Below are 26042 nucleotides of genomic sequence, written 5' to 3' on the forward strand. Positions count from 1 at the left end.
GACGCCGCCCATGCCCGATGAGCCGTTGACCGTACTGATCGTCGATGACCACCCGATGTTCCGCCAAGGGCTGCGGCACGTCCTGGACACCGATCCCGGCTTGCGGGTGGCCGGGGAGGCGGGCGATCTGGCCACGGCGTACGAGCTGGTCCGGCAGTTGCGCCCCCAGGTGGTGCTGATGGATCTCTGCCTGCCCGACGGCTCCGGCATCGAGGCCACGCGCCGCCTCACCACCGACGCCGACGCCGCTCCGGCTGTGCTGGTGCTGACGATGTCCGACACCGACGACACGGTCGTGGCGGCCCTGCGCGCCGGAGCGCGCGGCTATCTGGTCAAGGACGCCGGCGCCGAGGACATCCTGCGCGCCGTGCACACGGTCGCCCGTGGTGGCGCGAGCCTGGGCCCGCGTACCGCCGAACGGTTGTCGGCGTTCTTCACGGCGGTGCACTCCGTCCCCTGCCGGGAGGCCTTCCCCACGCTGACCGCCAGGGAGCGGGAGATCCTCGATCTGCTGGCCCGCGGCTTCGACAACCGCCGCATCGCGCGCGCCCTGGTGCTGTCGGAGAAGACGATCCGCAACAACGTCTCCAGACTGCTGGACAAACTCCACGTCCCCAACCGCGCCCAGGCGGCGATCCGGGCGCGCGAGGCCGGCCTGGGCGGGTGAAAGGGCGGCGGCTCAGACGAAGGGCGTACACGCGGTGACGGTACGGCCTCCGTAGCTGAAGTCGGCGCAGCCGCGCGACGGCGGGGTCACCGCCCGGTTGTGCGAGCGCATGTCCTGGTGCCGGACGTTGGAGAAGTTCACCGAGTTGAAGCGGACGCCGTCCTTGCGCTCGACGTAGACGTCGGCCGACCAGGTGGCGGTGCGGCTCTTCTTGAACGACGTCCAGACCCAGAGCTGGGCGTACTCGGTCGCGCCGCAGTCGTAGTCGTTGACGGTGGCGGCGCGTACCCCGTCGGCGTACAGCGACTTGGCGCCGACTTTGACGCAGCCGCGCCGAGCCTGCTCCTCGGCCGCCTGCTCCTCGGCCGCCTGCTCCTCGGCCGCCTGTGACGCGGTGGCCTGTGACGCGGTGGCCTGTGAGGCGGTGCTGATCAGGCCGCCGGCCAGCATGGCGACGGCGACGGTGAACGCGGCAGCGGTGCGGCTGACGGGTGATGCGGACATGGTGATCTCCTCGGTGTCGATGGCGCGGGGCCGGTGTCCGGTCCCGCTGGACACGTCCCACTGTCAGCCGCACGCCGTCCCGGGCGGCAGGGCAGAAAGGCCCGGCCCTGTCCCGGCTCCTCCCGGGACAACGAGGCGCAGTCGATTGACCCCATCGAAGGAGGGCATAGCGGTCTCAGGATGGTCGGTCCGGGCAGGTCAGACGGTCCGCAGTGCCTCGGTGGGTCGCATGCGGGCCGCGCGCATGGCGGGAAGCAGCCCGGCGATGGCGCCGATGGCGATGGCCGCGCCCAGCCCGCCCGCCCAGGCCGGCGGCGGCACCACCGTGGCCCAGCCCTTGATATGGGCATAGATCGTGGTGGCCAGAACCCCCAAGGCCGTCCCGGCGGCACCGCCGAGCGTGGCCGGCAGGATCGCCTCCGACAGGAACTGCAGGCGGATGTCCCCTCTGGTCGCGCCGAGGGATCGCCGCCCGCCGAATTCACATCCCCCTGCGCGTGAGCAGCTTTGTCGCCTCTGTTATAACTTGTGCCGAGTCAGGCACGGGAATCCGGTGCGAATCCGGAGCTGTCGCGCAGCGGTGAGGGTGACTGGCGAGGTAGGAGACCACTGGGCCGCCAGGCCTGGGAAGGGACCTCGTCGGAGTGAACCCGAGTCCGAAAACCTCCTGACTCGCATGTCGCCGTACCGGCTTCGCGATTGAGCCGCAGACGAAAGCAGTCGGGTATGCCACGTCTTCCCACGACCCCGGACGGTCGTGTGCCTTTCGCCGCTCTGCTCGTGACCCTCGTCCTCGCCACCGCGGCCAGCGCCGTCGTCTCTCTCGCCTTCGGATCGGAGCCGTTGCGGCTGGGTGGCGTCCTCGACGTGCTGGGGACCCGGCTGACCGGCTCGCCGGCCCCGGACCGGATCTACGACACGATCGTGTGGGATCTGCGTGGACCCCGGGTACTGATGGCACTGATCGTCGGCGCGGGGCTGGCGCTGGCCGGCGCCTGCATGCAGACGCTCGTGCGCAACTCCCTGGCCGACCCCTATCTCCTGGGCGTCTCGGCGGGCGCCGGTGTCGGGGCGACGGCGGTGATCGTGCTGGGGGTGCTCGGCGGCCTGGGCGTCTGGGCCCTGTCCTTGGGGGCGCTGGCGGGGGCGTTGCTGGCCGCGGTGCTGGTGTTCGGGGTGTCGGCGGCGCAGGGCGGGCTGACCCCGCTGCGACTGGTCCTCACCGGGGTGGTGATGTCGGCGGCGTTCTCCTCGCTCTCCAGTTTCCTGGTGTTCTTCACCGACGACCCGAACGCGACCCAGTCGGTGCTGTTCTGGCTGCTGGGCAGCCTGTCGGGGGCGGCGTGGCCGCAGATCATGCCACCGCTGCTCGTGGTCGTCGCGTCGGGCGCGGTCGCGATGGGCGTCCATGCCTGGCTGGATGCCCTCGGCGCCGGGGCGGACGTGGCGGCGGGGCTGGGTGTGCCGGTGCGGGGCCTGCGGATCGGGTTGTTCGCGTTGACGTCCGTCCTGGTCGGCGTCCTGGTCGCGGTGTCCGGGGGGATCGGTTTCGTGGGCCTGGTCGTCCCGCATCTGGCCAGGCTGCTGGTGGGTGCCCGGCATCGGGTCGTGCTGCCGGTGGCGGCGCTCGGCGGCGCGTTGTTCATGGTGTGGGTGGATGTGGTGGCGCGGGTGCTCGTCCGTCCGCAGGAGATCCCCCTCGGCGTGGTGACCGGGCTGGTCGGAGCTCCGATCTTCCTCGTCCTGCTCGGCCGCCGCCATTACACCTTCACCGGCGGCCGGTGATGCGGCTGCGGTGCCGCGGCGTGCGGTGTGAGGTCGCGGGGCGCACCATCCTGTCGGATGTCGATCTCGACGTGGCGTACGGGCGGATGCTCGCGATCGTCGGAGTGAACGGCAGCGGCAAGACGACGTTGATCAGAGCGTTGACCGGCCTGAGCCGGCCGGCGGCCGGCCAGGTCACGATCGGCGGACAGAACGTCGCCGACCTGCGTGCCCGGCGGCGGGCCGCGCTCATCGCGTACGTCGCCCAGGAGGAAACCCCTTCCGAGGACCTGCTGGTGGGCGAGATGGTGGCGCTGGGCAGGATTCCGCACCGCCCGCCCTGGGCGCTGGGCGGGCGGTCCGAGCGCCGGATCGTGCTGGACGCGCTGGCCGCCGTCGGTCTCGCCGAGGTCGTCGACCGGCGGTGCGGCCGGCTCTCGGGGGGCGAGCGGCGCAGGGTCATGCTCGCGCGTGCCCTGGCCCAGCGATCGGAGCTGCTGGTCCTCGACGAGCCGACCAACCACCTCGACATCCGCCACCAGGTCCAGCTGCTGCGGACCGTACGCCGCCTCGGCAGGACCGTGGTGGCCGCCGTCCACGACCTGTCCTTGGCCGCCACCTGCTTCGACGAGGTCGCGGTGCTGCACGCGGGCACCGTGCTGACCGTGGACACGCCTTGGCGCGCGCTCACGCCCGACGTGGTGCGGAAGGTCTACGGCGTCCCTGCCGCGCATGTCACCGACCCGGCCACCGGACGGACGCATCTCGTCCTCGGGGACGGCTTCGATCCGGATGACCCCACCAGGAAGGCATCACCATGACGCAGAATCCCGCTGAATCCGTTCGTCACCGGCCACGGCCCGCCATGAGCCCGCTCTCCGCCCGTATGTGCAGAATTCTCGCCATGCCCGCCGTTCTCGCGCTCATGGCGACCGGCTGTGCCGGCGGCGGCCAGGCAGCCGGCACCGCGACCGGCAAGGCGGCCGCCTCCACCGTGACCGTCGCGTCCTGCGGCAAGGACGTGCGGTTCCCCGCCGGTGGGCAGCGGGTCTACGTGGACGCCTGGCGTGGACTGCTGTCGATGACGCTGGCGATCGGCGCTCAGGACCGCATCGCCGGGTACGGCACCTACGACGGTGACCAGCGGCTGCTGCGTGCCGTCCACGGAGACGCGGTGATCGACGGTCTTCCTCGGGCGCGCAAGGGCGACGCGACGGTCGAAGCCGTGGTCGCGTCGGGCGCGAACGTCATGGTCACGGCGGCCGGTCAGGTGGCCGACGCGGCGTCGAACCGGCAGATCGCCGTGTACGCCTCGGCCGACACCTGCCCGGCACTCGTTGACGGAGGCACCGCGTCCAGCTGGGACACCCTGTACGGCGACCTGAGCAACCTGGGCAAGATCACCGATCATCGGCAGGACGCCGACACGGCGATCAACGCCATCAAGAAGCGGCTCGCCGCCCTCGAAGCGGCACCCCAGGCGGCCACGCCTCCCACGGTCTTCCTCTTCGACCGCGGCGACAAGAACGTCTACTCCAGCGGGTCGGCGGGCCCGGTGGACCGGATCATCTCCGCCGCGGGGGGCCGCAACGCGCTCCGCACTCTGAAGACGTCTTGGACGAGCGTGTCGTGGGAGAAACTCGTTTCCTCTCGGCCCGACTTCATCGCGTTCTCGGACTACCCGGGACAGACGGTGGCCCAGAAGATCCAGGTGCTGAAGAGCAACCCGGCGACCAAGGACCTGCCCGCGGTCAAGGAGGGACGCTTCCTCAGCCTCCCCGTGGTGACCTGGGTGAGCAGCCCGCTGAACGCCGACGCGGCCGAGCATCTCCGCAAGTCGCTGGAGAAGTGGAAGCTGGTTCCCGCGAGCGACCTCGAACCGGCACATGCTCTGGAGCCCTGAGCCGCAGGACAGCCTGGCGAGCCAGGTTGTGCACAGCAGGTCGCGGGCCACCCGTTCCCGTGCTGCTCCTGGCGGGCGTCGCCTGATATGCGCGCGTTCCCGCGACTGGCGCTAGTGTCGAGATCAGGTTCTCGCGAGAGTTGTCGCTCGCGGTCTTGCGTCATGTGTGAAGTCGGAGGTGATCACGGTGCACCCGGTGTAGCGACGGCCCCAGCCCGGGGCGTCACGGAGCCGAAAGGTGACCGTATGAGCAAGACCGACAAGACCCGGCCCTGGTGGGTGCGGATGGCCGACGCGCCACTGACAACCTGCGTGCCCGTACATGATCATCGTTTCGAGCCGTGCACCCTGCCGGACGAGATCACCATCGACAGCGCGAACTGGCGCCGGAGCGGCTGTTACTGGGGCCTGCCCGGTTACCACGTGCTCGTCCGCAAATCCAAGGGTGGGCACCGGGAGTGGACCTACATGTGCCGCGAGGAGCGCCGCCGCAGCCGTCGTCGGGCGCGCCGTGAGCTGCGCGCCTATGACCTCACCGACCAGCGCGGAGCCTTCGTCGCCCACCTGGATTGATCCTGCGACCTTGTTTCGTGGGTGCCCGCGATCCCTCGGGCACCCACGAACGTCCTCTGCCATGCGCCCGCTCCGGGGCGCGGTGAACAGTCCTTGCCGATTCGTGTTTATACGACCTCGTCGACATCGAGGATCAGGGCGAACGGATTGTCGTACGCGCTCCAGACGTCCGAACCGGCCACCGCTTCCTCCCGGGTGAGCAGGCACGAGTCGAGCAGGTCATGGATGCGTTCGCGATCGAGGTCGGGACCGACGAAGGCAAGGTGCTGAACGCGGTCACCCATGATCGGATTCCAGTCGAGGGCGGCGGCAGCGCGTCGAGCCGGCGAGACCGCGTCCCAGGCCGCGGCCGGCGACGCCGCCAGCCACCGCCCCGCATCCCACACCGAGATCTCCCCCGCCACCCCGTCCCAGCCGAGCAGCCGCTCATGACGGCTGGCCAGCCAGAACCGGCCCCGGCTGCGCACCGACCAGGCCGCCAACAGCTCCGCGGCGTGGAACAGGCGCAGCGGATGCAAGGGGCGTAGCCGATGCCAGACGACCGTGGTCACCTCGCCGGTACGGCACTCGCACGGCAGCCGGGCCGTGGCGGGATCGACCCGATCGGCCAGTTCCCGCGTGCACAGCGCCGGACCGCTCACCACCGGCAGGCCGTCGCACCAGTGGTGAATCGGGGTGCAGAAAGTGAGATGTCTGAGCACCGCCGCCGACAACTCCACGTCCTCGGCGTCCCCGCCCGCCAGGACGAGGTCCGTGGCGTATTCGATCTGCCGGGCGAGGACCTCGGCCACATGCCGCTCGTCGGCCCCGGCCGAGGCGGGATCCACGCGATCGCCGCGGGCGATGTCGATCGGCAGGTGCCGGGCGTCCACCGCGGTGACCACGGCGGTCAGGCGCAGGGCGCTCCGGACGGCGTCCCGGTCGATCAGCTCGGCGACGGGGCGAGGTTCCGCATGGGCGCCCAGGTCCACCACCAGCACTGTGGCGGCGGGCGCGTGCCGTACGAGCCGCCGCAGCAGTTCGTGCCCTTCCTCCGCCGGTCGCCGGATCGCCAGAGATCCGGGGTGTTCGGCGAGCAGCCGGTCGACGGTGAGCGTTCGCGCGGTGTCATGCAGGCCCGCGACGAGGACGACGGGAGTGGACACGCGAGTTTCTCCATCCGCTGCGAAAATGGTTATCAATATCAGGATATATGCCGCGTAAGGGCAAGCGGCTCCCCATGGCATTCATCACGCCGCGACACGCTGCTGGTGTGACCGGGAGCCGTAGCTGGTCCTTCTGACCGGTAGTCGGCCGGTTCTCCGGGGAAGGTTCTTCGGATAATCCGGGAGGCGGTGTCGGATCGGAGCCGTGTTGTTCGTAGCCAGGGTGAGAGGCCGCCTACGATGGCGCGGTCACGACCACAGGAGATGCCGACGATGTCGCACCCGCGGGCCAAGATCCACCGTATGTTCGAGCTGGTCGAGCCGATCGGGACCATCACCTTCTCCGAGGTGCCGAACGAGGCGTTCCTGGCTCTCGGCATGCGCAACTACTGGGATGGATACTTCGCGGGCCGGGCCGCGCCGCTGGGACTGGCACCGGCCGAGGTCGTGCACGCGGTCTTCTACAACTTCGCTGACGGCGAGGTGGCGCGCCACATCCCCTGGGTCTGGGGCAAGACCACCCCGCAGGAGGCGATCGCCGTACGCGAGCGGAGCAGCGCCGCCGCTCTGCGGCAGATGATCGGGGAGCTCGCGGACTCCCCCGGCCTGGTGCGGGTCGCCGACCTCGCCACCCGGGCAGCGGTCAGCGCGCCAACCGAGGGCCGAGCGCTGTACGCCGGGCTCCGGGCGCTCGACGTGCCCGAGGAGCCGGTCGCCAAGCTCTGGCACGCGGCGACGCTGCTGCGCGAACACCGCGGGGACGGCCACAACGCCGTCCTGGTCACCCACGGCATCAGCGGGACGCAGGCCCATGTCCTCGTCGCTCTCTCCCTCGGGATGAGGGCGGAGGAGTTCGGCCGGATCCACCACCTGCCCAAGGCGCAGCTGGACGCGGCCGTCGACGGGCTGCGCGGTCGTGGTCTCGTGGACGGCAACGGCGAGTTCACCGACGCGGGCCGCCGGATCAAGGAACGGATCGAGGACCTCACCGATGAGCTGGCGGCACCGGCGTACGACGTGCTCGGCGCCGACGAACTCGACGAGCTGATCGCGGGGCTCGAACCGATCGCCGCCGCACTACAGGCCGCCTCCGACTGACCGGCACCGGCGGTTGGAGAAAACCCTTCGATGTGGCGGATGACCTGCCGTCTCGCCTTGGCTCGGGTGGCGCAGACGAAGTAGCCGAGCTCGACGAACGGCGCGAGGTCCGCATGGCATCTCCATGAGTGGCGTTTTGACGCGCCGTACGGATAGCCGCTATCTATTGGCTAACCGTTAGGGGGTGCCGTGCAGGACGCAGTGCTGGCGATGCTCGCCAAGGAGCCGTCGCATGGGTACGGCCTGCGCGCCCGGCTGCGCCGGAGCCTGGGCCCGCTGGGCGAGTCGATGAATCCCGGCCAGATCTACGTGACCCTGTCCCGGCTGGAGAAGGCCGGGCTGGTGGTCTGCGAGCGCGCGGACGGCCGGCCCGAGCGGCCGGATCGCAAGGTCTACGCGCTGACGCCGGCCGGGCAGCAGCGGGTGGCGGTGTGGCTGGCCGAGGTTGGCCGGCCCAGGCCGGATCTGGCGGAGTTCCATCTCAAGCTGGTCGCCGCGGCCTCGGCATGGCTCGCCGACCCGGCAGACCTCATCGCGGCGCAGCGCCGTGAGCTGCTGCGCCGTCTGCGCGAGGGGCAGCAGGCGATTATGGCCGAACCGGCGGGCTCGAAGGCCGTACTGCTGCTGGAAGGGGTCGTGCTGCGGTTGCGGGCGGACCTGCGCTGGCTGGAAGCCTGCGAACGAGTCTGGTCCGGCGCCGGCACCCCGCGAGCCGATCACAGAGGTGAGGGTGTGTGAACGAGCCGAGTGCCGTGGTCCAGGTCCGTGACCTGGTGAAGGAGCACGGTCAAGGAGAGAGCCGGGTACGCGCGGTCGACGAGGTCGACCTGGACGTGCCCGAGGGGCAGATGCTGGCGGTGATGGGCCCGAGCGGTTGCGGGAAATCGACCCTGCTGCACCTCATGGGCGGCCTGGAGCGACCGTCCGGCGGGGAGGTGTGGCTGGCCGGGCAGCGTATCGACCACCTGAGCGAGCGGGCTCTGGCGCGTATGCGGCGCCGGTCGGTCGGGTTCATCTTCCAGGCGTTCCACCTGGTGGAGGAGCTGTCGGCGGCGGAGAACGTGGAACTGCCCGCGCTGCTGGCCGGGCGCTCGGCGCGCCATGCCAGGCGGCGGGCGGGCGTCCTGCTGGAACGGGTCGGGCTCTCGGCGCGCGCCCGGCACCTGCCGTCACAACTGTCGGGCGGGCAGCGCCAGCGGGTCGCCATCGCCCGCGCGCTGGCGAACGAACCGCTGGTCATCCTGGCCGACGAGCCCACCGGCAACCTCGACAGCACGGCCACGATCGAGGTATTGAGGATCTTCGAGGAGCTGCGGTCCGCTGGGCAGACCCTGGTCATCGTCACGCACGACGAGCGGGTCGCCGCCACGTCCGATCGACTGGTGTCGATGCGCGACGGGATGTTCGTCGACGACACCCGCCTGGCCGGCGCCCACCCGCGCGGGCTCGGCGGGCTGATCGGGCTGGAGGGCTGAACGGCATGGGCTCCATCGTGCTCGTCGTACGCCTGGCGCTCGCCGACGTGCGCCGGCACCCGTCCCAGGTCGCGATGCTCCTGTTCGCGGTGACCACCGCCACCGCCACCCTGGCGCTGGGCCTGTCCCTGGGCGGGACGAGCCGGACGTTGTACGAGCAGACGCGCGCGGCCACCGCCGGCCCTGACGTGGTGGCACTGGTCGGCGATTCGGGCCCCGCTGTGACCGCGGCCATGACCGAACTGGCGGACGACCCCGACGTGGTAGCGCACCATGGCCCCTATCGCATCGCCTACACCGACCTCACCACGCGCGACGCCAAGGCGTCCCCGGTGGTGGTGCACGGCTTCGCCGAGACGCCCGGCGCGCTCAACCGGCCGCTGGTGACCTCCGGTCAGTGGGTACGTCCCGGCGGCACGGTCATCGAACGCGGCTTCGCCACCGCGCTGGGCGTCGGCGTCGGCGACCGCGTCACCATCGCCGGCCGGCCGTACCCCGTCGTCGGGATCGCCGTCACCGCCGCCACCTCCGTCTACCCCTGGGCGGCCCAGATCGGCCCGGGCGGCGGCGCCAGTGACTACACCGGCCTGGCCTGGATGACCCGCTCCGACACCCGCGACCTGGCCTCCTCCCACGACCTGTCCGTGACGACGGCCCTGGACCTCAAGCTGCGCGACCCCGCCGCCACCGAGGCCTTCCGTGAGGCCCACCGCGGCTCCGGCCTCAGGGTCAACTTCCACTCCTGGCAGTTCAAGGCCGAGCAGGACGCCGTCATCCTCAGGGGAACCCAGCCGATCCTGGTCCTCGGCAGCTGGCTGCTCAGCTTCCTGGCCATCGCCGGGGTGGCGGCCCTGGCCGCGGGCCGCGCCGTCCGGCAGACCCGGCGGGCCGGGCTGCTCAAGGCCGTCGGCGCCACCCCCGGCCTGATCGCCGCCGTCCTGCTCACCGAGTACCTGGCCGTGGCGCTGCTGGCCGACGTGCTCGGGCTGGTGATCGCACGCCTGACCGTACCCGTCATCGCCAGCCCCACCGCCAGCAGGATCGGCGACATCGGCGGGCCGACCGGCGCCGTCATCGCCACGACGACCGTACTGGCCGTGGCGGTGGCGGTGCTGTCGGCGCTGCGTCCCACGCTGCGGGCCCTGCGCACCGCGACCGTCGCCGCCCTGGCCGACACCGCCCATCAGCCCCGGCGCCGCCCATGGCTGACCGCGCTGTCCGCGATGCTGCCCACGCCGTTCCTGCTCGGGCTGCGGCTGACCGCCCGCCGGCCGGGCCGGATGGTGCTGCAGGCGTGCTCGACCGCCACCACGCTGATCGCGCTCACCGGTCTGCTGTCCCTGTCCACCGATACGTCTAGGGGCTATGGCCTGAACGGCTCCACCGCCCTGCCCAACCTGCGGGCCGAGAACTCCGGCCACCTGCTGATCGCGGTCTCCGCCCTGCTGATCACGCTGGCCGTGGTGAACATCATCGCGTTCACCTGGACCACGGCGATGGAGGCCCGGCCGAGCCTGGCCATCGCGCGTGCGCTCGGCGCCACCCCCGGACAGGTCTCCGCGGGCCTGTCCATCGCCCAGCTTCTGCCCTGCCTGCCCGGCGCGGTCATCGGTATCCCCCTGGGCATCGGGGTGTTCTCCGCCATCAGCCCCAGGAACGCGGTCCTCGCGCCGTTCTCCTCGATGCTCCTCGCCGCGCTCGCGACCCTCCTGGTGACGGCGGCGCTCACCGCCCTGCCCGCCCACCTGGCGGCCCGCCGTCCCGTGGTGCCGGTCCTCAGCACCGACGCGGCGTGAACGGCCGGCAGCGGCGCGCGGGATTCTCCATGAATCGGATTGATCAACACAAAGGAATCACGACGTGACATCTAACGCGGCCGGCGCTCGCCGCCTCATAGCCGGCACGAACGAGCCCCGGGCGTGGGTGCCTCCCCGGACAGACCTGGTGACGGCGCTGCTCGGCATCTGGTTCGGGGCCGGCCTGATGATCGACACCTGGGCGCACGCCAACCTGGCCGAACTGGAGACGTTCTTCACTCCCTGGCACGCGGTGTTCTACTCCGGGTTCGCCGTCGTCTCCGGCTGGATCATCTGGCAGGTGTGGCGCAACGTACGCGCCGGACGGCAGGGGCTGGCGGCCGTACCCACGGGTTATCTCGCCGGGCTGGTGGCGATCCCGGCGTTCGCCGCCTTCGGACTCGCCGACCTGCTGTGGCACACCATCCTCGGCATCGAGACGACCCTCGACATCTTCTTCAGCCCGTCCCACCTCGGCCTCATCGTGACGATGATGCTCATCATCACGACCCCGCTGCGCTCGGCGTGGAACGCCCCCGACGTCGGCGCCCGGCCGCGGCTGGGCCGGCTGCTGCCCGCCCTGATCGGCCTCGCCTTCGCGACCGCGCTGGTGTCGCTGTTCCTGTCGTACGGCGACGCCCTGCAGTACCGGCCCCAAGCCATCGTCCAGGCGCTGTCCATGGGACAGGACCCGGGCGTCGCGCCACGGGGCGCCGGTCCCCGGCCTGTCGCCCTCGGCGCCGACCGGGTGGCCGTCGCGATGGTCGTCACCAACGTCGTGACGCTCAGCCCGGTGCTGTTCCTGCTGCGCCGCTGGGCTCTGCCGTTCGGGTCGGTGACCCTCATGTACGCCGTCGTCGCGCTCATGCCGGGCGTGCGGACGAGCTTCGGCAACCCGCCGATCCTGCTGGCGTTCCTGGCCGCCGGGCTCGTGAGCGACCTGCTGATCCGCCGGCTGCGTCCGTCGGCCGACCGGCGGGCCGCCTACTGGGCCTTCGCCGGGTTGTCGGCCTTCGTCACGTGGTCGCTGTACATCGCGGCCGCCTCGGCCACCGGGGGCGGCCTGCCCGCCGTGCCCGAGTTGTGGACCGGCGCGCCGATCGTCGCCGGACTGGTCGGGCTGGCGCTCGGTGCGCTGTTCCTGCCCAACGCACAACCGGCTCCGCTCCCTACCAGCCGCGCCTGATCTTCCACACCCCGCGCCCGGCAACCGCCCTCGTGCCGACGCCGGCCTCCCCCGCAGTCACGCACACCGTCACGGCGAGGACCGACCTGCGGATGGCCCAGACCATCGCCGACGCCGTGGTCCTGTCCTCGTTCATGGCGGAGAACGTCGGCTCGGTGGGTGAACCTGCTGCGATGGTCATGCGCCAGTCGGTGAGGTGGCCCAGCGACGGCGGGGCGTCCAGGCGGGCCAGGGCGGTGATGATCTGGCGGGACCGCAGCTATGAGCGTGTGAGCAGGGCGTTCATCTGCGTATAGCTTACGAGTGCAGGGGTTTCGTCATAGGTGCCTGTGGTGTGGAGGGCACGTGCGACTCGCAGCGCCGCGGAGTAGGCCGCTTCCGCCACGCCGGCGCCGAGGCTGATGCGGGCTGCGCCCTGTGCGGCGAACTGGGCGACGGCGGGTGCGCCGGGCCCGGCCATGACGTTGATCGGGCCGCCTGCCTTGCCGGCGACGGCCGCGAGGGCGGTCAGGTCGATCAGACCCGGGACGAACACGCCGTCGGCGCCCGCTTGAAGGTAGGCCTGGGCCCGAGAGACGGTTTCCTCAAGCAGCACGTCGGGACTCTGGCCGGTTGCGCGAAGATAGGTGTCGGTGCGCGCGTTGATGAACAGCGGGAGGCCGCCGGCTTCGGCTGCCTCACGCGCGGCGGCGATCCGGGTCGCCTGGTCCTCGACGGAGCGCAGGGGCGATGGTCCCTCGTCGTGGGCGTCCTCCAGGTTGATCCCTACAGCGCCCGCCTCGATCACGGCCTGAACCGTGTCCGCCACCCCGGCTGTGTCCTCGGCGTAGCCGGTCTCGATATCGGCGCTCACCGGCACGTCGACGGCTTCGACGATCTGGGCGACGAGCCGGATGGCGCGGTCTCGATCAAGGGCGCCATCGGCCACCCCCAAGCTCCAGGACACGCCTGCGCTGGTGGTGGCGATCGCCTGCGCGCCGGCCCGCTCGACGATCAGCGCGCTCGCGACGTCCCAGGCGTTCGGCAGCAGCAACGGTTTGCCGGGGACGTGGTAGGACCTGAAGAGGCGCGCTCTTTCCAGTTGCGTTGACATCGCACCAGTGCACCAGTTCCTGCTGCCGTGGCACTGGCGGATTCCTGACTTCACCGTCGGGCGCAGGTCGCGGCACCTGTCGAACAAGTTCTGGAGGGAACTGGCACGGCAGGGCGCAGCCGAGCGCGTCCTGCTCGTTCAGCCCCGCGTCGGCCATGCCTCCAGACGACCAGCTCCTCCTTGGAGCGGATGTAGCGGTAGAGGGCGTTGCCGGTGAGGCAGGTCGGGCACCCGCCCGCCGACCAGCACATCGGGATGCCTTGCCCGGCGGCGGATTCTTCGGGCAGAAGGCGAGCGGCGAGCCAGTGGAACAACCTCGGTTCGCACGACACCCCGCGGCTGCCCCCTGACGGTCCTGCCTTCTCCGTCTGGTAGCTGGCGACGTGACGTCATGGTCTCGTCGGTGTCAGCCGGACGACCGTCGAACGACAGGGCGGATTGCGAGGATAAATCTTTGGTTGATCTCATCTCGACATAGGGGGCCATCTCTTGATGGGTAAGAAAATGATCGCCAATGCGCTTCTTGGCGCGTCGTTCCTGTCGATGCTGGGCGCCTTCGGGGCGCAACCGGCGTTCGCCGCCGCCGGATGCGGTGACTCCAGCCGACGGGTCATCGATCCAGACGTCCCGGGGGTCGTGCAGCGCACCAGGACCTGCACCGTCTACCGGCCGACCTTCATCTTCCTGGAACCGATCACCGCACAGCCCACCGGCAGCCTGACGGCCGGCCGCCACTGGTTCATCTGCCAGCGACGAGGCGGCGACAACCCCTCCGTCCAGCAGAGGTCCGGCCGGGTCGCGCGCAACAACTGGTGGCTGCGGACCCTGGGTGACCGCGGTGGCTGGGGCTGGGCTCCGGCCACCCACGTCTCGGGAGGCCAGGACTTCGAGGCCGTACCGGGACTGCCGAACTGCGCTCAGGGACCGTTCCGCGCGTAGCCCTACACCACCACGGCCTGATCACGACGGAGGTTCGCTCACCCATGAGCGCCGCCGACCTCGCAATGTTCTCGCCATATCGCGATGCTCACCGCAACGAACTTTCCGGTCATTGGCCATCTCCTCATCAGGATTCCCCGACCAGCATGATCATCGTAAGGATCGGCTGGTTTCGTCTCCTTGTCGGATCGCTGTCGCGCCGGCGGCCGATTCGGCTGCTGTCCAGCCACTTTGCCGCTTCTGACCGTCATGGCCGGCCGGGCCCGAAGCCGGGCGGGCGCGCGGGCGGTGGCTGGTGGGATTCAGCCGTGCGTGCCCGAGGAGTTTCCGGCGACGTCATCCGAGCGATGCCCATCATCTGGATTTCGGCTGTCCTAATTGCGCAGGCTCGCGCTCATGTTCGCAGGAAATGACCATGACGGTAACCATGGACGACAATCGATGAGGCGGACCTCGGTCGCCGCCGTGCTGGTGGCCCTGATGGCCGGAGCCGTGCTGGGGGCGCCGCCCGCGCTGGCCGAGGCGGGCGGTCACGAGGTGCGGTTGCGGGTGGCCACGTACAACGTTCACGCGGGCGCCGGCCAGGACGGGCGCTTCGATCTCGCCCGCCAGGTGGAGGCGATCCGCGCGCTGGACGCCGACGTCATCGCGTTGCAGGAGGTGGACGTCCACTGGGACCCGCGCAGCGAGTGGCGTGACCTGGCCGCCGAGCTGGCGGGCGCGCTCGACATGCGGGTCTTCTTCGGCCCCATCTACGACCTGGACCCACCCGCGGATGGCCGGCCCCGCAGGCAGTACGGCAACGCGATCCTGTCCAGGTACCCGATCACGCACGCCGAGAACCACTCGATCGCCCGGCTCTCCACCCAGACGCCTGACCCGGTGCCCGCCCCCGCGCCCGGCTTCCCCGAGGTCGTCGTCAACGTCAAGGGCGCCCGCGTACAGGTGTACGGCACTCATCTGGACTACCGCGCGGACCCGCAGGTACGGCGGCTCCAGGTCGCCGACACCTTGAAGATCCTGCGGGAACGGGGCGGACGGGACGCGCAGGTCCTGCTCGGTGACCTCAACGCCCTGCCCGGCGCGCCCGAACTGGCTCCGCTGTGGTCCCGGCTCACCGACGTCATGTCGGGCAGCCCCGGCCTGACCTACCCGGCCGATGCGCCCGACCGGCGCATCGACTACGTGGCGGTCTCGCGGTCGGTACGCGTGCGGGATGCGCGGGTGCCGCGGACCCTCGCCTCCGACCACCTTCCGGTGGTGGCCGACCTCACGGTCAGGCGGGGCCGATGATGCGGCGCAGAAACCTGATCGGCGGCCTCCTCGCCGCCCCCGCCCTCGCCGCCCCCGCCGTTTCCGGCACCGTGGCGCGGGCCGCGACCGGTGGCCGGGTGACGACCGGGCTGGAGGCGCTGATCGCCACCGGCTACCGAACCCTGCGCGGCCAGCGGGTCGGCGTCATCACCAACCCCACCGGCGTCCTGCGCGACCTGCGGCACGAAGTGGACGTCATGGCCGCCGACGACCGTATCGACCTGGTGGCGGTCTTCGGCCCGGAACACGGCTTCCGCGGCACCGCACAGGCGGGCGGCTCGGAGGGCTTCTTCATCGACCCCAAGACGCGCCTGCCCGTCTACGACACGTTTGAGAAGACCGGCGACGAGCTGGCCGAGATCTTCAGAACCGCCCAGGTCGACACGGTGCTGTTCGACATCCAGGACGTCGGGCCGCGCTTCTACACCTATGTCTGGACCATGTTCGACTCCATGGTGGCCTGCGCGAAGGCCGGCAAGCGCGTGGTCGTGCTCGACCGGCCCAACCCCATCACCGCACGCCAACCGCTCGGCCCGGTGCTGGACCCCGCCTTCGCCACGCTGATCGGCCGGGAAGCGATCCCGCTGGTCCACGCCATGACCGTGGGCGAGCTGGCCCGGCTGTTCAACGCCGAGTTCCTGCCGAAGCACGCCGGCCACGCCGTCGAGCTGGACGTGGTGGGCATGCGCGGCTGGCGGCGCGACCTGAGCTGGGAGGAGACCGGTCTGCCGTGGGTGCCGCCGTCTCCGAACATGCCGACCGTGGACACCGCCTACGTCTATCCGGGCACGTGCCTGTTCTCCGGCACCAACATCTCCCAGGGACGCGGAACCACCCGTCCGTTCGAGATCGTCGGCGCGCCGTACATCGACCACCGGTGGGCCGAGGCACTCAACGACCTGCGCCTGCCGGGTGTCCGCTGCCGCGAGGCGTACTTCCAGCCCACCTTCTCCCTCTACCAGGGCAAGTCGTGCGGCGGCATCCAGCTCTACGTCGAGGACCGCCGCCGCCTCGACGCGGTCAGGCTCGGCATCGCCGTCCTGGCCACCGCCAAGAGCCTGTATCCGGACGGATTCGCCTGGTCCGACGTCGGCACCCCGGGGTCGCCCAAGTACTGGATCGACAATCTCACCGGTTCGACCTGGGTCCGTACCGCGCTCGACGCGGGCAAATCCATCGACGAGGTGATCAACGGCTGGCAGACGGACCTCGACCGGTTCCGCCCTGTACGCGAGAAATATTTGATGTACCGCTGACTTTTTGTCCTGCGCGAAAGTCGCACGAAAGTGATACGACATCGGCCGGTCGATAAAATCGCTATCCCCATCGCACATCTTGCCGCGACTTGTTTTGACACAAAGGTGAACCGATGTTTGACTCACCCAGTCAAAGTTGCGGGTCTCTCAAGCGACCGGCCACCCTGTTGAAAGGCTTATCCCAGCGTGCGCATTTTCACCTTCGCCCGTCCCGTCATATACGTTCTCGCAGCCCTTTCCGCGCTGTCCGCCTGCGGCGCGGGAGGCACCACGGGCGGGACAGTCGACAAGGCCGCCCTGATCGCCACGATGAAGAAGGAGTCCGAGATGAAGGACGCCCCCGATGCCATGCTCGATTGCATGGCCGCCGTCATGATGAAGCACGGCGACCAGGCCACCCTGCAGGGCATCGTCGACGGCAAGGTGATGGTGAAGGACAACTTCAAGGCCTTCGGGGCGAAGGAGAAGCAAGTCCAGGACGAGGTGTGGAAGTGCGCGTGAGGCGCCGGACACCGCCGGTCGTGGCAGGTCGGCGACACGGCGGGCCTGAAGTCTCACGATGATGTGCGCCCGGCCGCCGGAGAGCATCGGCCGGGCGCACGGCGAAGGCCCCTGACCACCTGGGTCAGGGGCCCTCAATGAGGATGCCGTTTTTGACGGGGCCGGTTACCCGACGCGGGCGGAGCTGGTCCTGACACCGGAATCGGTGACGAAGTTGCTCGGGCCGTCGAACGCCGGCCGCTGCCAGACATTGCTACCGGTGTAGTTGAAGCCGTCATAGCCGTAGGCGACGCGAGGCGAACGGTTCCACACCGACCGGACGTTGTTGTCGAGGCCGAACCTCCGGAGGTCCGGGGCGCCGACCTTGAAAATGCCGATCGTGCCCGTGCCGTCCGCGCCCGAGAACAAACACAGCGAGCCGTGGGGGCAGCGATCCCACGGGGTGGCCGCGGTGGCGGGAGCCGGCGCGCTGACCATCGCCAGGAAAGCCGCCGCCGCCAAGATACCGGCGCTGCCGAATTTGCGGCTGGTGCGCATTGTTTCCATATCAATCCTCTCTCGTGCAGTGACATGAACAGGCTAATGACCCCCCTCTCTCATCAGCCCGACGTTTCGCTGTCATTCAAAGCGCCCAACTTCCCGGTCACAGCCGCAAATTAAAATCCCGCGACGCTTCATGTTGCCGAAAGCATCTGCACATCACGCATTAACCTGAACGGCGGGAGCCGGGTCGGGTGGCGTTCGGCCGATCTCGCACCACACCCTGGTCTGCGTGCCGTCCCGCACCACGCCCCAGCGGCGGGAGAGGCTGTCGACGATGAGCAGCCCGCGCCCGCCGGTGGCCTGCGGATCGTTACGTCCCACGGTGGGGCGCTCCGGCCCGGTGGTGTTGCCGACCTCGATGCGCACGGCGCCGTCCGCGTGGGCAAGGCTGACGGTGAACACGCCGCTGCCCGCCGCGCCCGAGTGCTGGACGGCGTTGGCGGCGAGTTCGGAGACCACGATGGCGGCGTCGTCGGCGCACGGATGACCGGCCAGCAGGTCCGTGACGAAGTGCCTGGCGTGCGGAACCTCCGAAAGTGCGGTGGCGAACTGCCGTACCTGGGTCGCTTCTGTGGTGAGCGTCAGCATGATCGGCTCCCTTCTTCCGGCCGGTGGGCGTCGGTGCCGGGCCGTCGCGGCGAAGAGCCAGCTGGGGGGAACCGAACCGTGAAGCGCGCACCGCCCAGATTCGAGCGCCCGACCTGGACGTTTCCGCCGTGCGCGGTGACGATCGCGCCGACCAGGGACAGCCCGAGGCCGGTGCCGCCCTGGTCACGGCCGCGAGCGGCGTCCAGCCGGGTGAATGCCTGGAAGATCCAGCACCGGTCCTGCTCGGCGATCCCCGGCCCGTCGTCTTCGACCGTCAGCTCGGCTCCGTCGTCGCCGCGGCGCACCCGCACGAGTACGGCGCTTTCCGCGTGCCGCAGGGCGTTGTCCAGCAGGTTGCCGACGACCCGGCGGAGGTGCGAAGGCACCGCGTCGATCAGCGCCCCGGACTCCAGCCGCGCCCGCACCGTACGCCGCCCGGACAGGTGCGGCAGTTCTCCGCGTACCAGTTCCCCCAGGTCGACGCGTTCCCATCCCGCCGAGGTGCCGGCTTCCGCCTCGGCCAGCAGGCCGAGGTCGGCGACGAGCGTCTCAAGACGGTCGAGATCTCGAAGCGTGCTGGAGAGCAGTACGGGCAACTCCGTCTGATCCGGGTGCAGCCGTGCCTCCTCCAGCTGCGCCCGGAGCCCGGCGAGAGGCGTGCGCAGCTCATGCGAGACGTCCGCGGCGAAGCCGCGCTGCCACTCATGCGGTCGCTCCGCGTGACTCATCGGGAAGCACCGCGCGATCTGGTCCACTGCCGCCGTCTCGTGCCGTCCCCACACCCGGCAATACGAGCGAGTGTCCATGATTTTCCCCGTCCTGTTCCTTCGCCTTTCATGTGCAACCGTAGGTTCGCGGGCTCCGGCGGTATTGAACGGAATTAACCGCCTTCGGGCGCAGGCCGCAAGGGTAAAGAAAAGCTCGGACAGAGACCATGGAACGGTAATGCGAACAGAAAGAATGGTCACACGAATACCTGCGGCTTGCGCGTACGAAGACTAAAATCGGATGGGTGGAGGGGGTGTGAACAATGTCTGCACGGATCGCCACGGATTTCGAGCAGGCCAGGGTGCCGGAAGCGGTCGGCCTGTCACACCCGTATCTGCGTTCGCTGCTGACCGGCAAATACACCGGTTACAGCGGCGGCGCGGCCCATGGCGACCACCTGCTACGGCCGGCCACGGCGGCGATCTCGCTGGTGCTGAAGGTCCGCGACTCGCCCCGCCGCCCGCCGGCGTTCGTGCACGGCTCGCACAGCGGTTACTCGACGATCGAGGGGGCGTGCGCGCCGTCCTACCTGGAGGTCCGCCTGGCGCCTCTGGGCGCCTACGCCGCGCTGGGCGTGCCGCTGGACAAGCTCAACGCGGGCATCGTGGACCTCAACGACATCATCGGTCCCGAGATCGAGGCGCTGGCCGAGCGGGTACGTTCCGCGCCCACCTGGGATCGTCGGTTCCGGCTGGTGGACGGCTACCTGCTGCGCCGGATCGAGGACGGTCCCCGGCCCTCGCCGGAGGTCGCCGAGGCCTGGCGGCGTCTCATCGCCACCGGCGGCGCCGACTCCATCCGGGCCATCGCCGAGGAGACCGGCTGGAGCCACAAGCACCTCATCGCCAAGTTCAAGCAGCAGGTGGGGCTCGCGCCCAAGACGGTGGCCCGGCTGATCCGCTTCAACCGGCTGCTCGCGCGCCTCAGGGAGGATCCGTTGCCGCGCTGGGACGAGATCGCCGCCGACTGCGGCTACGCCGATCAGGCTCACCTGACGCGCGACTTCCGGGACTTCACCGGAACCACGCCCGGTGGCTTCGTCGACGTCCGGCATCCCCATCACGAGGCGACTCGCCTCGAAGAGGAGTTCGTCCCGGCGGATGATGGCCGGTCGGTCTGAGGTCTGACGCGGCCTTGGAGACCGTTCCGGAAAACATGGCTCGGGGCCGGGCGAAGCGGGATGTGGCGGAACCCGGTGAGTGTCACGCCGGTGAACTCGCGAAGTTCGCGCAGGTTCCTTCGTCGATAACGCACGGTCTTCCTCTTGCGAAACCATTCAGAAAAGCCAGCGAAAATCGGGAGCCTCGTCGGAGCCTGATCACAGGTTGACGATCTCGTCGATCGGCAGTTCTCCGTGGGCGCGGATCATGCGAGCGCCGTCGGCGTCCCGGATCAAGGTGCCCCAGCCCGTCGGGAGCAGCAACGGCCACCGGCCGTGCTCACGGGGCGCCAGGCTGAGTCGCCGGCTCGTGGCGTCGTAGGAGGCGCCCGTCAGGGCGTCGAGCACCGACCACCCGGCCATGGCGCGCACGTAGTGGTCACCGCACTCGACCTGGTTGTACGGGTTACGCCGGGTGCCGTCATAGCGGCGCCAAAGGCCGTGCAGGATCATCCAGGCTTCCTCCTCCAGCCCTTCCCAGAGGCAGTGCGCGGCGACCTGGTACTCCGTGCCGGTCCACACCTCATCGCAGTAACGCGTGGGGACGGCGGGCCGGCCGCCGGACGGCCAGGTGCACATGAGCAGCCCGGTGTCGTCCTCGTCGGCGAAGACCCGGTAGGCGTGCTCGAAGTCGCGAAACCCCGTGCGCAAGTTGTGCCGGACGATCGCGCGCAGCGCCGAGACGACGTGTTCACGGGGCAGCAGATGGCCGAGGCCGAGCTGATGCGCCCACCACTGGCCGATGAGCTGGTCGCTCAGGCAGCCCTCCAGCCACTGGTAGTCGGTCGAGTCGCCGTGCTCCAGCACCTGCACGTAATAGGAACCGTTGAACAGTTCCCGGTCGTAACGGGCGCTGCCGCGGGTGAACAGCCGGCGCAGCTCCGCTGCCAGGTCCGGCTCCGCGGCCAGCGTCGCCATCTCCTCCGCGGCCCGCAGCGCCGCCAGCCAGAGCGTGCCCATGAACGGGTTGATCCCGCACAGGTCGATGTCGTGCGTGGACGGCTGCACACCGTGCAGCAGGCCGCTGTCCTCGGGATCCCAGGTCGCGCGGATGTGAGCCAGCAGGCGTTTCACCCCGCTCCAGTACGGCTTCAGGTCGGCGCCGTGCCGCACCTCGCGGTAGGTCTTCAGCACCGCCCCGAGCATGCCGTCGAGCGCGGGCTCGGCCGGGCCGCCGATGGGCTTGTCCCACAACTGGCGCAGGTAGGTAGGCGCGATCACGCGATGCGGCAGGTACCCCTCCGGCGCCTGCATCACCTCGAATTCGGTGGCGCGCATGCTCCGCTCCAGCGAGGGGAAGAGTTTGGCCACCGCCTGCGCGTAGTTCCAGACATGGGTGCAGTTGAGCGGGCAGGAGCCGCCCACGTCGCCGGTCCACATCACGGTCGAGGCGCCGAGCACCCCTTCAAAGCCGAAGAACGCCCCGTCGGCCGAGCGGAAGCAGGAGGGGCTGCGCAGGATGGCCGCCTGCGCGGCCAGGTGTTCGACCGCCGTGCGGGGCAGGCTGCTGCCGGAGAGGCCGTCCAGCCAGCGCAGTGAGGTGTCGCGGAGTTCCGTCCAGCGTTCGCGTACGCGGGCCGTCACGTCGAGGGCGTCGGCGAAACGGGTGGCGTAGGCGTTGCCGAGCCAGAACCTGGTCGGCCCCCACTGCGGGTTCGGCGGGCCGAACTGCACGAAGTTCGCATAGCGGTTCGGAAAATGCCAGGCCAGGCACAGCCGTACCTGACGGGTCTGTCCTGGCCGCAGGACCATCGGAGCGACCAGGCCGCCGTTCCAGGTCTGGCCGGCCGGGCTCGGCCCGAACGCCTGCTGCGGCCCGCTCGCCTGGTAGTCCGCCTGCCAGGAGGTGTGCCGGGCCTTGCCGGGGTCGCCGTAGACCGCGCGTCCGGCCAGGAAGGCGAGGAACTCATCGGGATGTGTCCACTGCGGCAACGCCGCCGCGTCGGCCGCGTCCACGCTCAGGACCGCCTGCCCGGCGCCGGGAGCCGCCGGATCGATCGCCGCGTTCTCCATGACCAGCGAGGTCCACCCGCCCGCGCGGCGGACCCTGTTGGTGTTGCCGCCGTAGCCCAAAGCCCGTACCCCGTCGATGGGGGTGGTCCCGTCGTGCCCGACCGGGTTCTGCACCGCCGCCGCCAGCCACACCTGCAGCGGCAGCGGCCCGGGGTTGGTGAGCGTGAAGGTGAACAGTGCGGCCGGCAGCGAGCTGTCGTCCACGTCGAGCGGGATCAGCGGGTTGAAGGCCTCCAGTTCGAGTCGCAGGGGCAGCCCGTGGTACTCCAGGTGCGCGAAGGGGTACAGGCCGCGGAAGGTCGTCGCGTCCACGGCCCGGCGGGTGCGCAGCAGGTCCTCCTGCCATGCGGGCACGTGGTCGTCGTTCACCAGCGGTGTGGCGGGAGCGTGCGGCGTACGGGCCTGCAACACGAACAGGTCGTCGGCGGGCGGCTCCCAGGTGCCGGCACGCAACGCGAAGAAGGTGTAGGGCAGGTCGCCCCGGTGGTTGCCGGAGTTCTGCAACTGCCATTGGCGCAGTCCGCCGTCGGCGCAGATGGCGAGGTTGCCGGTGCCGATGCCGCCGAGGGGCATGGCCACGTGCCGGCCGTCCTGGTGCCGGATGGGTCGTGCGGTGAGGTGGCCGGTGTTCATTTGAGTCCCGACAGGCGGACGCCGCGGATGATGTGCCGCTGGAAGATCAGGAACAGGATGATGACGGGCAGGGCGGCCAGCGTGGAGCCGGCCATGAGCAGGGCGTGCTCGCTGCTGCGCTCGGACCGGAACGTCGCCAGGTACTGCTGGATCGGGAACAGTTCCGGATCGGTGATGGTCAGCACCGGCCAGATGTAGGAGTTCCAGAACAGCAGGAACGAGGTGGCGCCGACCACCACGAACGCGCCCTTGGACAGCGGGATGAAGATGTGGCGGAAGATGCGCCACGGTCCCGCCCCGTCGAGCTGGGCGGCCTCCTCCAGCGCCGTCGGCACGGACAGGAAGAACTGGCGCAGGAAGAACACCTGTACGGCCGCGGCCGCGCCGGGCACCACCAGCACGGCCATGCTGTCGAGCATGCCCAGCTCGGTCACCACGATGAAGGAGGTCAGCATGATCGCGATGCCCGGGATGAACATCGTGGTGAGCACGACGACCCAGATGGTGCGTTTGAAGGCGAACTCCAGCCGGGCGAAGGCGTAGGCGCCCAGCGCGTTGACCACCAGGCTCAGCGCCGCGAACAGGGTGGCGCCGAAGAAGGTCACCGCCAGCGAACGCAGGAACGCCTCGTCGGCCAGCAACTGGGCGTAGTTGTCCCAGCGCCACACCTCGGGGAAGAGCTGGAACGGGGTGGCCACGACCTCGGTCTTGGCCTTGAACCCGGCGATCACGAGCCAGGCCAGGGGGAACAGCGCGGCGGCGATGAAGATCATGGCCAGGCCGTACCGGAGGGTCCGGCCGAGTGCGCGCCTCATGCGTCCATCGCCTTCTCCGATCTGACCAGCCGGAAGATGAGCGCCGACACCGCGCCGAGCACCCCGAACAGCAGCAGGGCGGCGGCGATCGAGTAGCCGACGTACAGGTCGGTGTTGAAGTGCTGAAGGATGAACAGGTTCGGCAGGTTGGTGGCGTTCACCGGACCGCCGCCGGTCATCAGCAGCGGCAGGATGAGGAACTGCAGCGACGCCGCGAAGCCGGTGATCAGGAGGAACAGGATGACGTTCTTCATGAGCGGAAGCGTGATCCGGAACATCTTGGTCCATGGGCCGGCCCCGTCGAGTGAGGCGCATTCGTAGTAGGTCTCGGGGATGTCGAGCAGACCGGCCAGCATGATGAGGGAGGCCACGCCCATGCCGATCCAGATCGCCGGGACCGCGATCGCGGGCAGTGCGGTGAAGGTGTCGCCGAGCCAGGGGATCGCCTCGATTCCGAACAGGTCGAGGAACCAGTTGAGCAGCCCGCCGCGGTGGGTGTAGATGAGGGTGAAGACGATGGCGGCGATCACTTCGGAGATGACGGCGGGGACGTAGATCGTCACCTTCATCACCGTCGCCATCCGGCTGCTGACCGTCTTGACCAGGTTGGCGAAGACGAAGGCGACCGTGACCTGGACGGGCACCACGATGGCGGAGAAGATCAGGCCGCGGGTCACCGCGCCGGCGAACTCCGCGTCGGTGAGCACGTTGAGGTAGTTCTGGAACCCGACGAAGACGGCCGGATCGTAGAAGCTCCAGGTGAAGAAGCTGATGTAGACCGCGTGCAGCAGCGGCCAGATCACGAACACGCCGAGCAGGACCAGCAGCGGAGCCAGCATGATGAGGGCCGCCCGGTTGTCCCGTCGTGGCCGCAGGCCCGCGCCGGCGTGAGCCCTGACCTGTGTGGCCCGCAGTGAGGTGACGGCCAATGGGGCACTCCTTTCTCCGCCGCCGGTGCGGCGCGCACCGGGCGGCGGGTCGTACGGATCAGGATCCCTGTCCGGCCAGGTTGTTCTTGGCGATCAGGTCCTTGATCTCGGCGTCGGCGGCCTGGAGGGCCTGGTCGATGTCCTTGCCCTGCAGGGCCTTCTCGATGGCCTTGCCGAAGGCCAGGCTGATGGCCCAGTCGTAGGCCGGTTCCGCCTTGGCGTACCGCACGACCTGTTCTTCGATGGTCTTGGCCCACGGGTTCTCGGTCGCGGCCGGGTCCTTGGCGAGCGCCTCGGTGACGGCCTGGCGCGGCGAGTACTTGGACAACATGGTGTTCTTGAAGAACTCGACCAGCAGCGTGGTGTCCCCGGCCAGCAGCCAGGAGACGAAGTCGGCGGAGGCTTGGGCGTTCCCGGACTTGGCGTCCACCACCAGGGTCCAGCCGCCGAGCGTGGCAGTGGGCTTGGTACGGTCGCCGTCGAAGGAGGGCAGGGCCGCCACGCCGATGTTGCCGACCTGCTGCGGATAGTCCTGCAGCAACACGCCCGCCGCCCAGGACCCGCAGACCATCATCGCGGTCCTGCCCTGGCCGAGCGGATTGGCGTCGGCGTAGGGCGCCAGCGGCTGCTTGGGCATGATGCCCTCCTGGTACAGGGTCTGGTACGCCTGCAGCAGCTGCCTGTACTTGGGGTCGGTGGCCCGCGGGGCGGACCAGTCGTCGGTGATCGGCAGGTGTCCGGCCGCGTTCCACTGCAGGCCCCAGGTCGACCAGGCCATGTCGATCTGGTTCGCCGCGGTGACGACGCCGGCGACGTCCTTGGTGGTCAGTTTCCTGCCGTAGTCGATGAGCTCCTGCCAGCTGGCCGGCGGCCTGGCCGGGTCGAGCCCGGCTTGGGTGAACAGATCCTTGCGGTAGAACAGCACGGCCGACGGCTCCACCAGCATGGGGTATCCGTACTTGCGCCCCTTGTGCTGCACGGAGGCGAGCACCGGCTCCTGCAGGCCGGTCCACTTGCCGGCCGGGATGAGCGGATCGAGCGGCTGGATCACGCCGGTACGGGCGAAGCCGGGCACCTTGCTGTAGTTCACCGTGTAGACGTCCGGAGCCTTGCCCGCCGCCTGGGCGGCCTTCATCTTCTGGTCCCAGCTGTCGGCAGGGACGATGACGTGCTTGAGCCGCACCTTGTTCTGGGCCTTGTTGAAGGCGGCGACCGCCTTGCGGTACCAGGCGTCCTCCTGGTCGGTGAACTTCTGCTGCCAGAGCGTGATCTCGGCCCTGCCGCCCGCCGATGGCTCGTTGCCCGACCCGCAGCCGGTGGCCAGGACCGTCGCGGCGGTCAGGGCCGCGATCAATCGGATGAGTGAGGTGCGCACGTCGC

General features: G+C 69.8%; 27 protein-coding genes, 1 pseudogene and 1 riboswitch. Of the genes and pseudogenes, 16 read left to right on the forward strand and 12 right to left on the reverse strand.

The window, feature by feature from the left end; translation table 11 throughout:
* The first annotated feature begins 10 nt into the window (after positions 1-10).
* Positions 11-667 (forward strand): response regulator transcription factor, encoded by a 657-nt coding sequence (locus AB0I81_RS33065; protein WP_360664555.1) that lies wholly within the window; start codon positions 11-13, stop codon positions 665-667.
* A gap of 12 nt (positions 668-679) precedes the next feature.
* Here AB0I81_RS33065 and AB0I81_RS33070 read toward each other — a convergent pair whose 3' ends face one another.
* Positions 680-1171 carry a hypothetical protein gene (locus AB0I81_RS33070; protein WP_360664558.1) on the reverse strand — a complete coding sequence of 164 codons (492 nt, stop codon included), beginning with the start codon at positions 1169-1171 and terminating at the stop codon, positions 680-682.
* Between the two features lie 198 nt (positions 1172-1369).
* Positions 1370-1642 (reverse strand): annotated as a pseudogene (locus tag AB0I81_RS33075) (ABC transporter permease); the annotation flags it as partial.
* A 49-nt stretch (positions 1643-1691) separates the two neighbouring features.
* Positions 1692-1858, forward strand: a riboswitch (cobalamin riboswitch).
* Between the two features lie 39 nt (positions 1859-1897).
* Between AB0I81_RS33075 and AB0I81_RS33080 the strand changes: the two are divergent.
* The 4 genes from AB0I81_RS33080 (at position 1898) to AB0I81_RS33095 (ending at position 5411) form a co-directional block, all read left to right on the forward strand.
* Entirely contained in the window at positions 1898-2956 is a 1059-nt protein-coding gene (locus tag AB0I81_RS33080) for an iron ABC transporter permease (RefSeq protein ID WP_360664561.1), read from the forward strand.
* Positions 2957-2976: 20 nt separating this feature from the next.
* Positions 2977-3756: an ABC transporter ATP-binding protein gene (locus AB0I81_RS33085; RefSeq protein WP_360664567.1), complete on the forward strand. Its 780-nt coding sequence runs from the start codon at positions 2977-2979 to the stop codon at positions 3754-3756.
* A gap of 83 nt (positions 3757-3839) precedes the next feature.
* Entirely contained in the window at positions 3840-4838 is a 999-nt protein-coding gene (locus AB0I81_RS33090) for an ABC transporter substrate-binding protein (RefSeq protein ID WP_360664570.1), read from the forward strand.
* A gap of 246 nt (positions 4839-5084) precedes the next feature.
* On the forward strand, positions 5085-5411 hold the full coding sequence (locus AB0I81_RS33095; protein ID WP_360664573.1) for a hypothetical protein: 327 nt from the start codon (positions 5085-5087) through the stop codon (positions 5409-5411).
* Positions 5412-5518: 107 nt separating this feature from the next.
* On the opposite strand, the gene AB0I81_RS33100 is transcribed toward AB0I81_RS33095, so the two are convergent.
* Positions 5519-6556, reverse strand: coding sequence for a GTP-binding protein (locus AB0I81_RS33100; protein ID WP_360664576.1), 1038 nt, complete (start codon positions 6554-6556; stop codon positions 5519-5521).
* 303 nt (positions 6557-6859) lie between these two features.
* Here AB0I81_RS33100 and AB0I81_RS33105 point away from each other — a divergent pair, with 303 nt between their 5' ends.
* From AB0I81_RS33105 to AB0I81_RS33125, 5 genes are all read left to right on the forward strand, one after another.
* The gene (locus AB0I81_RS33105) at positions 6860-7654 is read left to right on the forward strand and encodes a hypothetical protein (protein ID WP_360664579.1); all 795 of its coding nucleotides are present in this window, start codon (positions 6860-6862) and stop codon (positions 7652-7654) included.
* Between the two features lie 189 nt (positions 7655-7843).
* Positions 7844-8392 (forward strand): PadR family transcriptional regulator, encoded by a 549-nt coding sequence (locus AB0I81_RS33110; RefSeq protein WP_360664582.1) that lies wholly within the window; start codon positions 7844-7846, stop codon positions 8390-8392.
* The gene (locus AB0I81_RS33115; RefSeq protein ID WP_360664585.1) at positions 8389-9129 is read left to right on the forward strand and encodes an ABC transporter ATP-binding protein; all 741 of its coding nucleotides are present in this window, start codon (positions 8389-8391) and stop codon (positions 9127-9129) included. Before AB0I81_RS33110 ends, AB0I81_RS33115 begins: the two co-directional genes overlap by 4 nt.
* Positions 9130-9134: 5 nt before the next feature.
* The gene (locus AB0I81_RS33120; protein WP_360664588.1) at positions 9135-10925 is read left to right on the forward strand and encodes an FtsX-like permease family protein; all 1791 of its coding nucleotides are present in this window, start codon (positions 9135-9137) and stop codon (positions 10923-10925) included.
* 64 nt (positions 10926-10989) lie between these two features.
* Positions 10990-12111: a hypothetical protein gene (locus AB0I81_RS33125; RefSeq protein WP_360664591.1), complete on the forward strand. Its 1122-nt coding sequence runs from the start codon at positions 10990-10992 to the stop codon at positions 12109-12111.
* On the opposite strand, the gene AB0I81_RS33130 is transcribed toward AB0I81_RS33125, so the two are convergent.
* Together AB0I81_RS33130 and AB0I81_RS33135 are read right to left on the reverse strand one after the other, a co-directional pair.
* Positions 12095-12292, reverse strand: coding sequence for a hypothetical protein (locus AB0I81_RS33130; RefSeq protein WP_360664594.1), 198 nt, complete (start codon positions 12290-12292; stop codon positions 12095-12097). The two genes, AB0I81_RS33125 and AB0I81_RS33130, sit on opposite strands and share 17 nt — an antisense overlap.
* A gap of 78 nt (positions 12293-12370) precedes the next feature.
* A complete protein-coding gene (locus tag AB0I81_RS33135; protein ID WP_360664597.1) occupies positions 12371-13204 on the reverse strand; it encodes an isocitrate lyase/phosphoenolpyruvate mutase family protein in 834 nt (277 codons plus the stop codon).
* Between the two features lie 504 nt (positions 13205-13708).
* Between AB0I81_RS33135 and AB0I81_RS33140 the strand changes: the two genes are divergently transcribed.
* From AB0I81_RS33140 to AB0I81_RS33160, 5 genes are all read left to right on the forward strand, one after another.
* Positions 13709-14143, forward strand: a complete 435-nt coding sequence (locus tag AB0I81_RS33140) for a hypothetical protein (protein WP_360664600.1) — start codon at positions 13709-13711, stop codon at positions 14141-14143.
* A gap of 44 nt (positions 14144-14187) precedes the next feature.
* The gene (locus tag AB0I81_RS33145) at positions 14188-14556 is read left to right on the forward strand and encodes a hypothetical protein (protein ID WP_360664603.1); all 369 of its coding nucleotides are present in this window, start codon (positions 14188-14190) and stop codon (positions 14554-14556) included.
* Between the two features lie 28 nt (positions 14557-14584).
* The gene (locus AB0I81_RS33150; RefSeq protein WP_360664606.1) at positions 14585-15436 is read left to right on the forward strand and encodes an endonuclease/exonuclease/phosphatase family protein; all 852 of its coding nucleotides are present in this window, start codon (positions 14585-14587) and stop codon (positions 15434-15436) included.
* Positions 15433-16713 carry a DUF1343 domain-containing protein gene (locus tag AB0I81_RS33155; RefSeq protein WP_360664609.1) on the forward strand — a complete coding sequence of 427 codons (1281 nt, stop codon included), beginning with the start codon at positions 15433-15435 and terminating at the stop codon, positions 16711-16713. Before AB0I81_RS33150 ends, AB0I81_RS33155 begins: the two co-directional genes overlap by 4 nt.
* A gap of 186 nt (positions 16714-16899) precedes the next feature.
* On the forward strand, positions 16900-17214 hold the full coding sequence (locus tag AB0I81_RS33160; protein ID WP_360664612.1) for a hypothetical protein: 315 nt from the start codon (positions 16900-16902) through the stop codon (positions 17212-17214).
* A gap of 165 nt (positions 17215-17379) precedes the next feature.
* On the opposite strand, the gene AB0I81_RS33165 is transcribed toward AB0I81_RS33160, so the two are convergent.
* The 3 genes from AB0I81_RS33165 to AB0I81_RS33175 form a co-directional block, all read right to left on the reverse strand.
* Positions 17380-17760 (reverse strand): peptidase inhibitor family I36 protein, encoded by a 381-nt coding sequence (locus AB0I81_RS33165; RefSeq protein ID WP_360664615.1) that lies wholly within the window; start codon positions 17758-17760, stop codon positions 17380-17382.
* Between the two features lie 153 nt (positions 17761-17913).
* Positions 17914-18345: an ATP-binding protein gene (locus AB0I81_RS33170; RefSeq protein WP_360664618.1), complete on the reverse strand. Its 432-nt coding sequence runs from the start codon at positions 18343-18345 to the stop codon at positions 17914-17916.
* Positions 18339-19151 (reverse strand): HAMP domain-containing sensor histidine kinase, encoded by an 813-nt coding sequence (locus AB0I81_RS33175; protein WP_360664621.1) that lies wholly within the window; start codon positions 19149-19151, stop codon positions 18339-18341. The genes AB0I81_RS33170 and AB0I81_RS33175 overlap by 7 nt, the downstream gene beginning before the upstream one ends.
* A gap of 224 nt (positions 19152-19375) precedes the next feature.
* On the opposite strand from AB0I81_RS33175, the gene AB0I81_RS33180 reads away from it, so the two are divergent.
* Entirely contained in the window at positions 19376-20233 is an 858-nt protein-coding gene (locus tag AB0I81_RS33180) for a helix-turn-helix domain-containing protein (RefSeq protein ID WP_360664623.1), read from the forward strand.
* A 198-nt stretch (positions 20234-20431) separates the two neighbouring features.
* Here the strand turns inward: AB0I81_RS33180 and AB0I81_RS33185 are convergent, their stop codons facing one another.
* The 4 genes from AB0I81_RS33185 to AB0I81_RS33200 are packed head-to-tail and all read right to left on the reverse strand — an operon-like array spanning position 20432 to position 26037.
* Positions 20432-22918, reverse strand: a complete 2487-nt coding sequence (locus AB0I81_RS33185; protein ID WP_360664626.1) for a GH116 family glycosyl-hydrolase — start codon at positions 22916-22918, stop codon at positions 20432-20434.
* Complete coding sequence (locus tag AB0I81_RS33190; protein WP_360664628.1) at positions 22915-23733, reverse strand: carbohydrate ABC transporter permease; 819 nt, start codon at positions 23731-23733, stop codon at positions 22915-22917. The genes AB0I81_RS33185 and AB0I81_RS33190 overlap by 4 nt, the downstream gene beginning before the upstream one ends.
* Positions 23730-24662, reverse strand: a complete 933-nt coding sequence (locus AB0I81_RS33195; protein ID WP_360664631.1) for a sugar ABC transporter permease — start codon at positions 24660-24662, stop codon at positions 23730-23732. Before AB0I81_RS33195 ends, AB0I81_RS33190 begins: the two co-directional genes overlap by 4 nt.
* 58 nt (positions 24663-24720) lie before the next feature.
* Positions 24721-26037, reverse strand: a complete 1317-nt coding sequence (locus AB0I81_RS33200) for a sugar ABC transporter substrate-binding protein (protein ID WP_360664635.1) — start codon at positions 26035-26037, stop codon at positions 24721-24723.
* Positions 26038-26042: the final 5 nt, after the last annotated feature.

The organism is Nonomuraea sp. NPDC050404 (assembly GCF_040655495.1).
In the GTDB taxonomy this organism is placed as follows: Bacteria; Actinomycetota; Actinomycetes; order Streptosporangiales; family Streptosporangiaceae; genus Nonomuraea.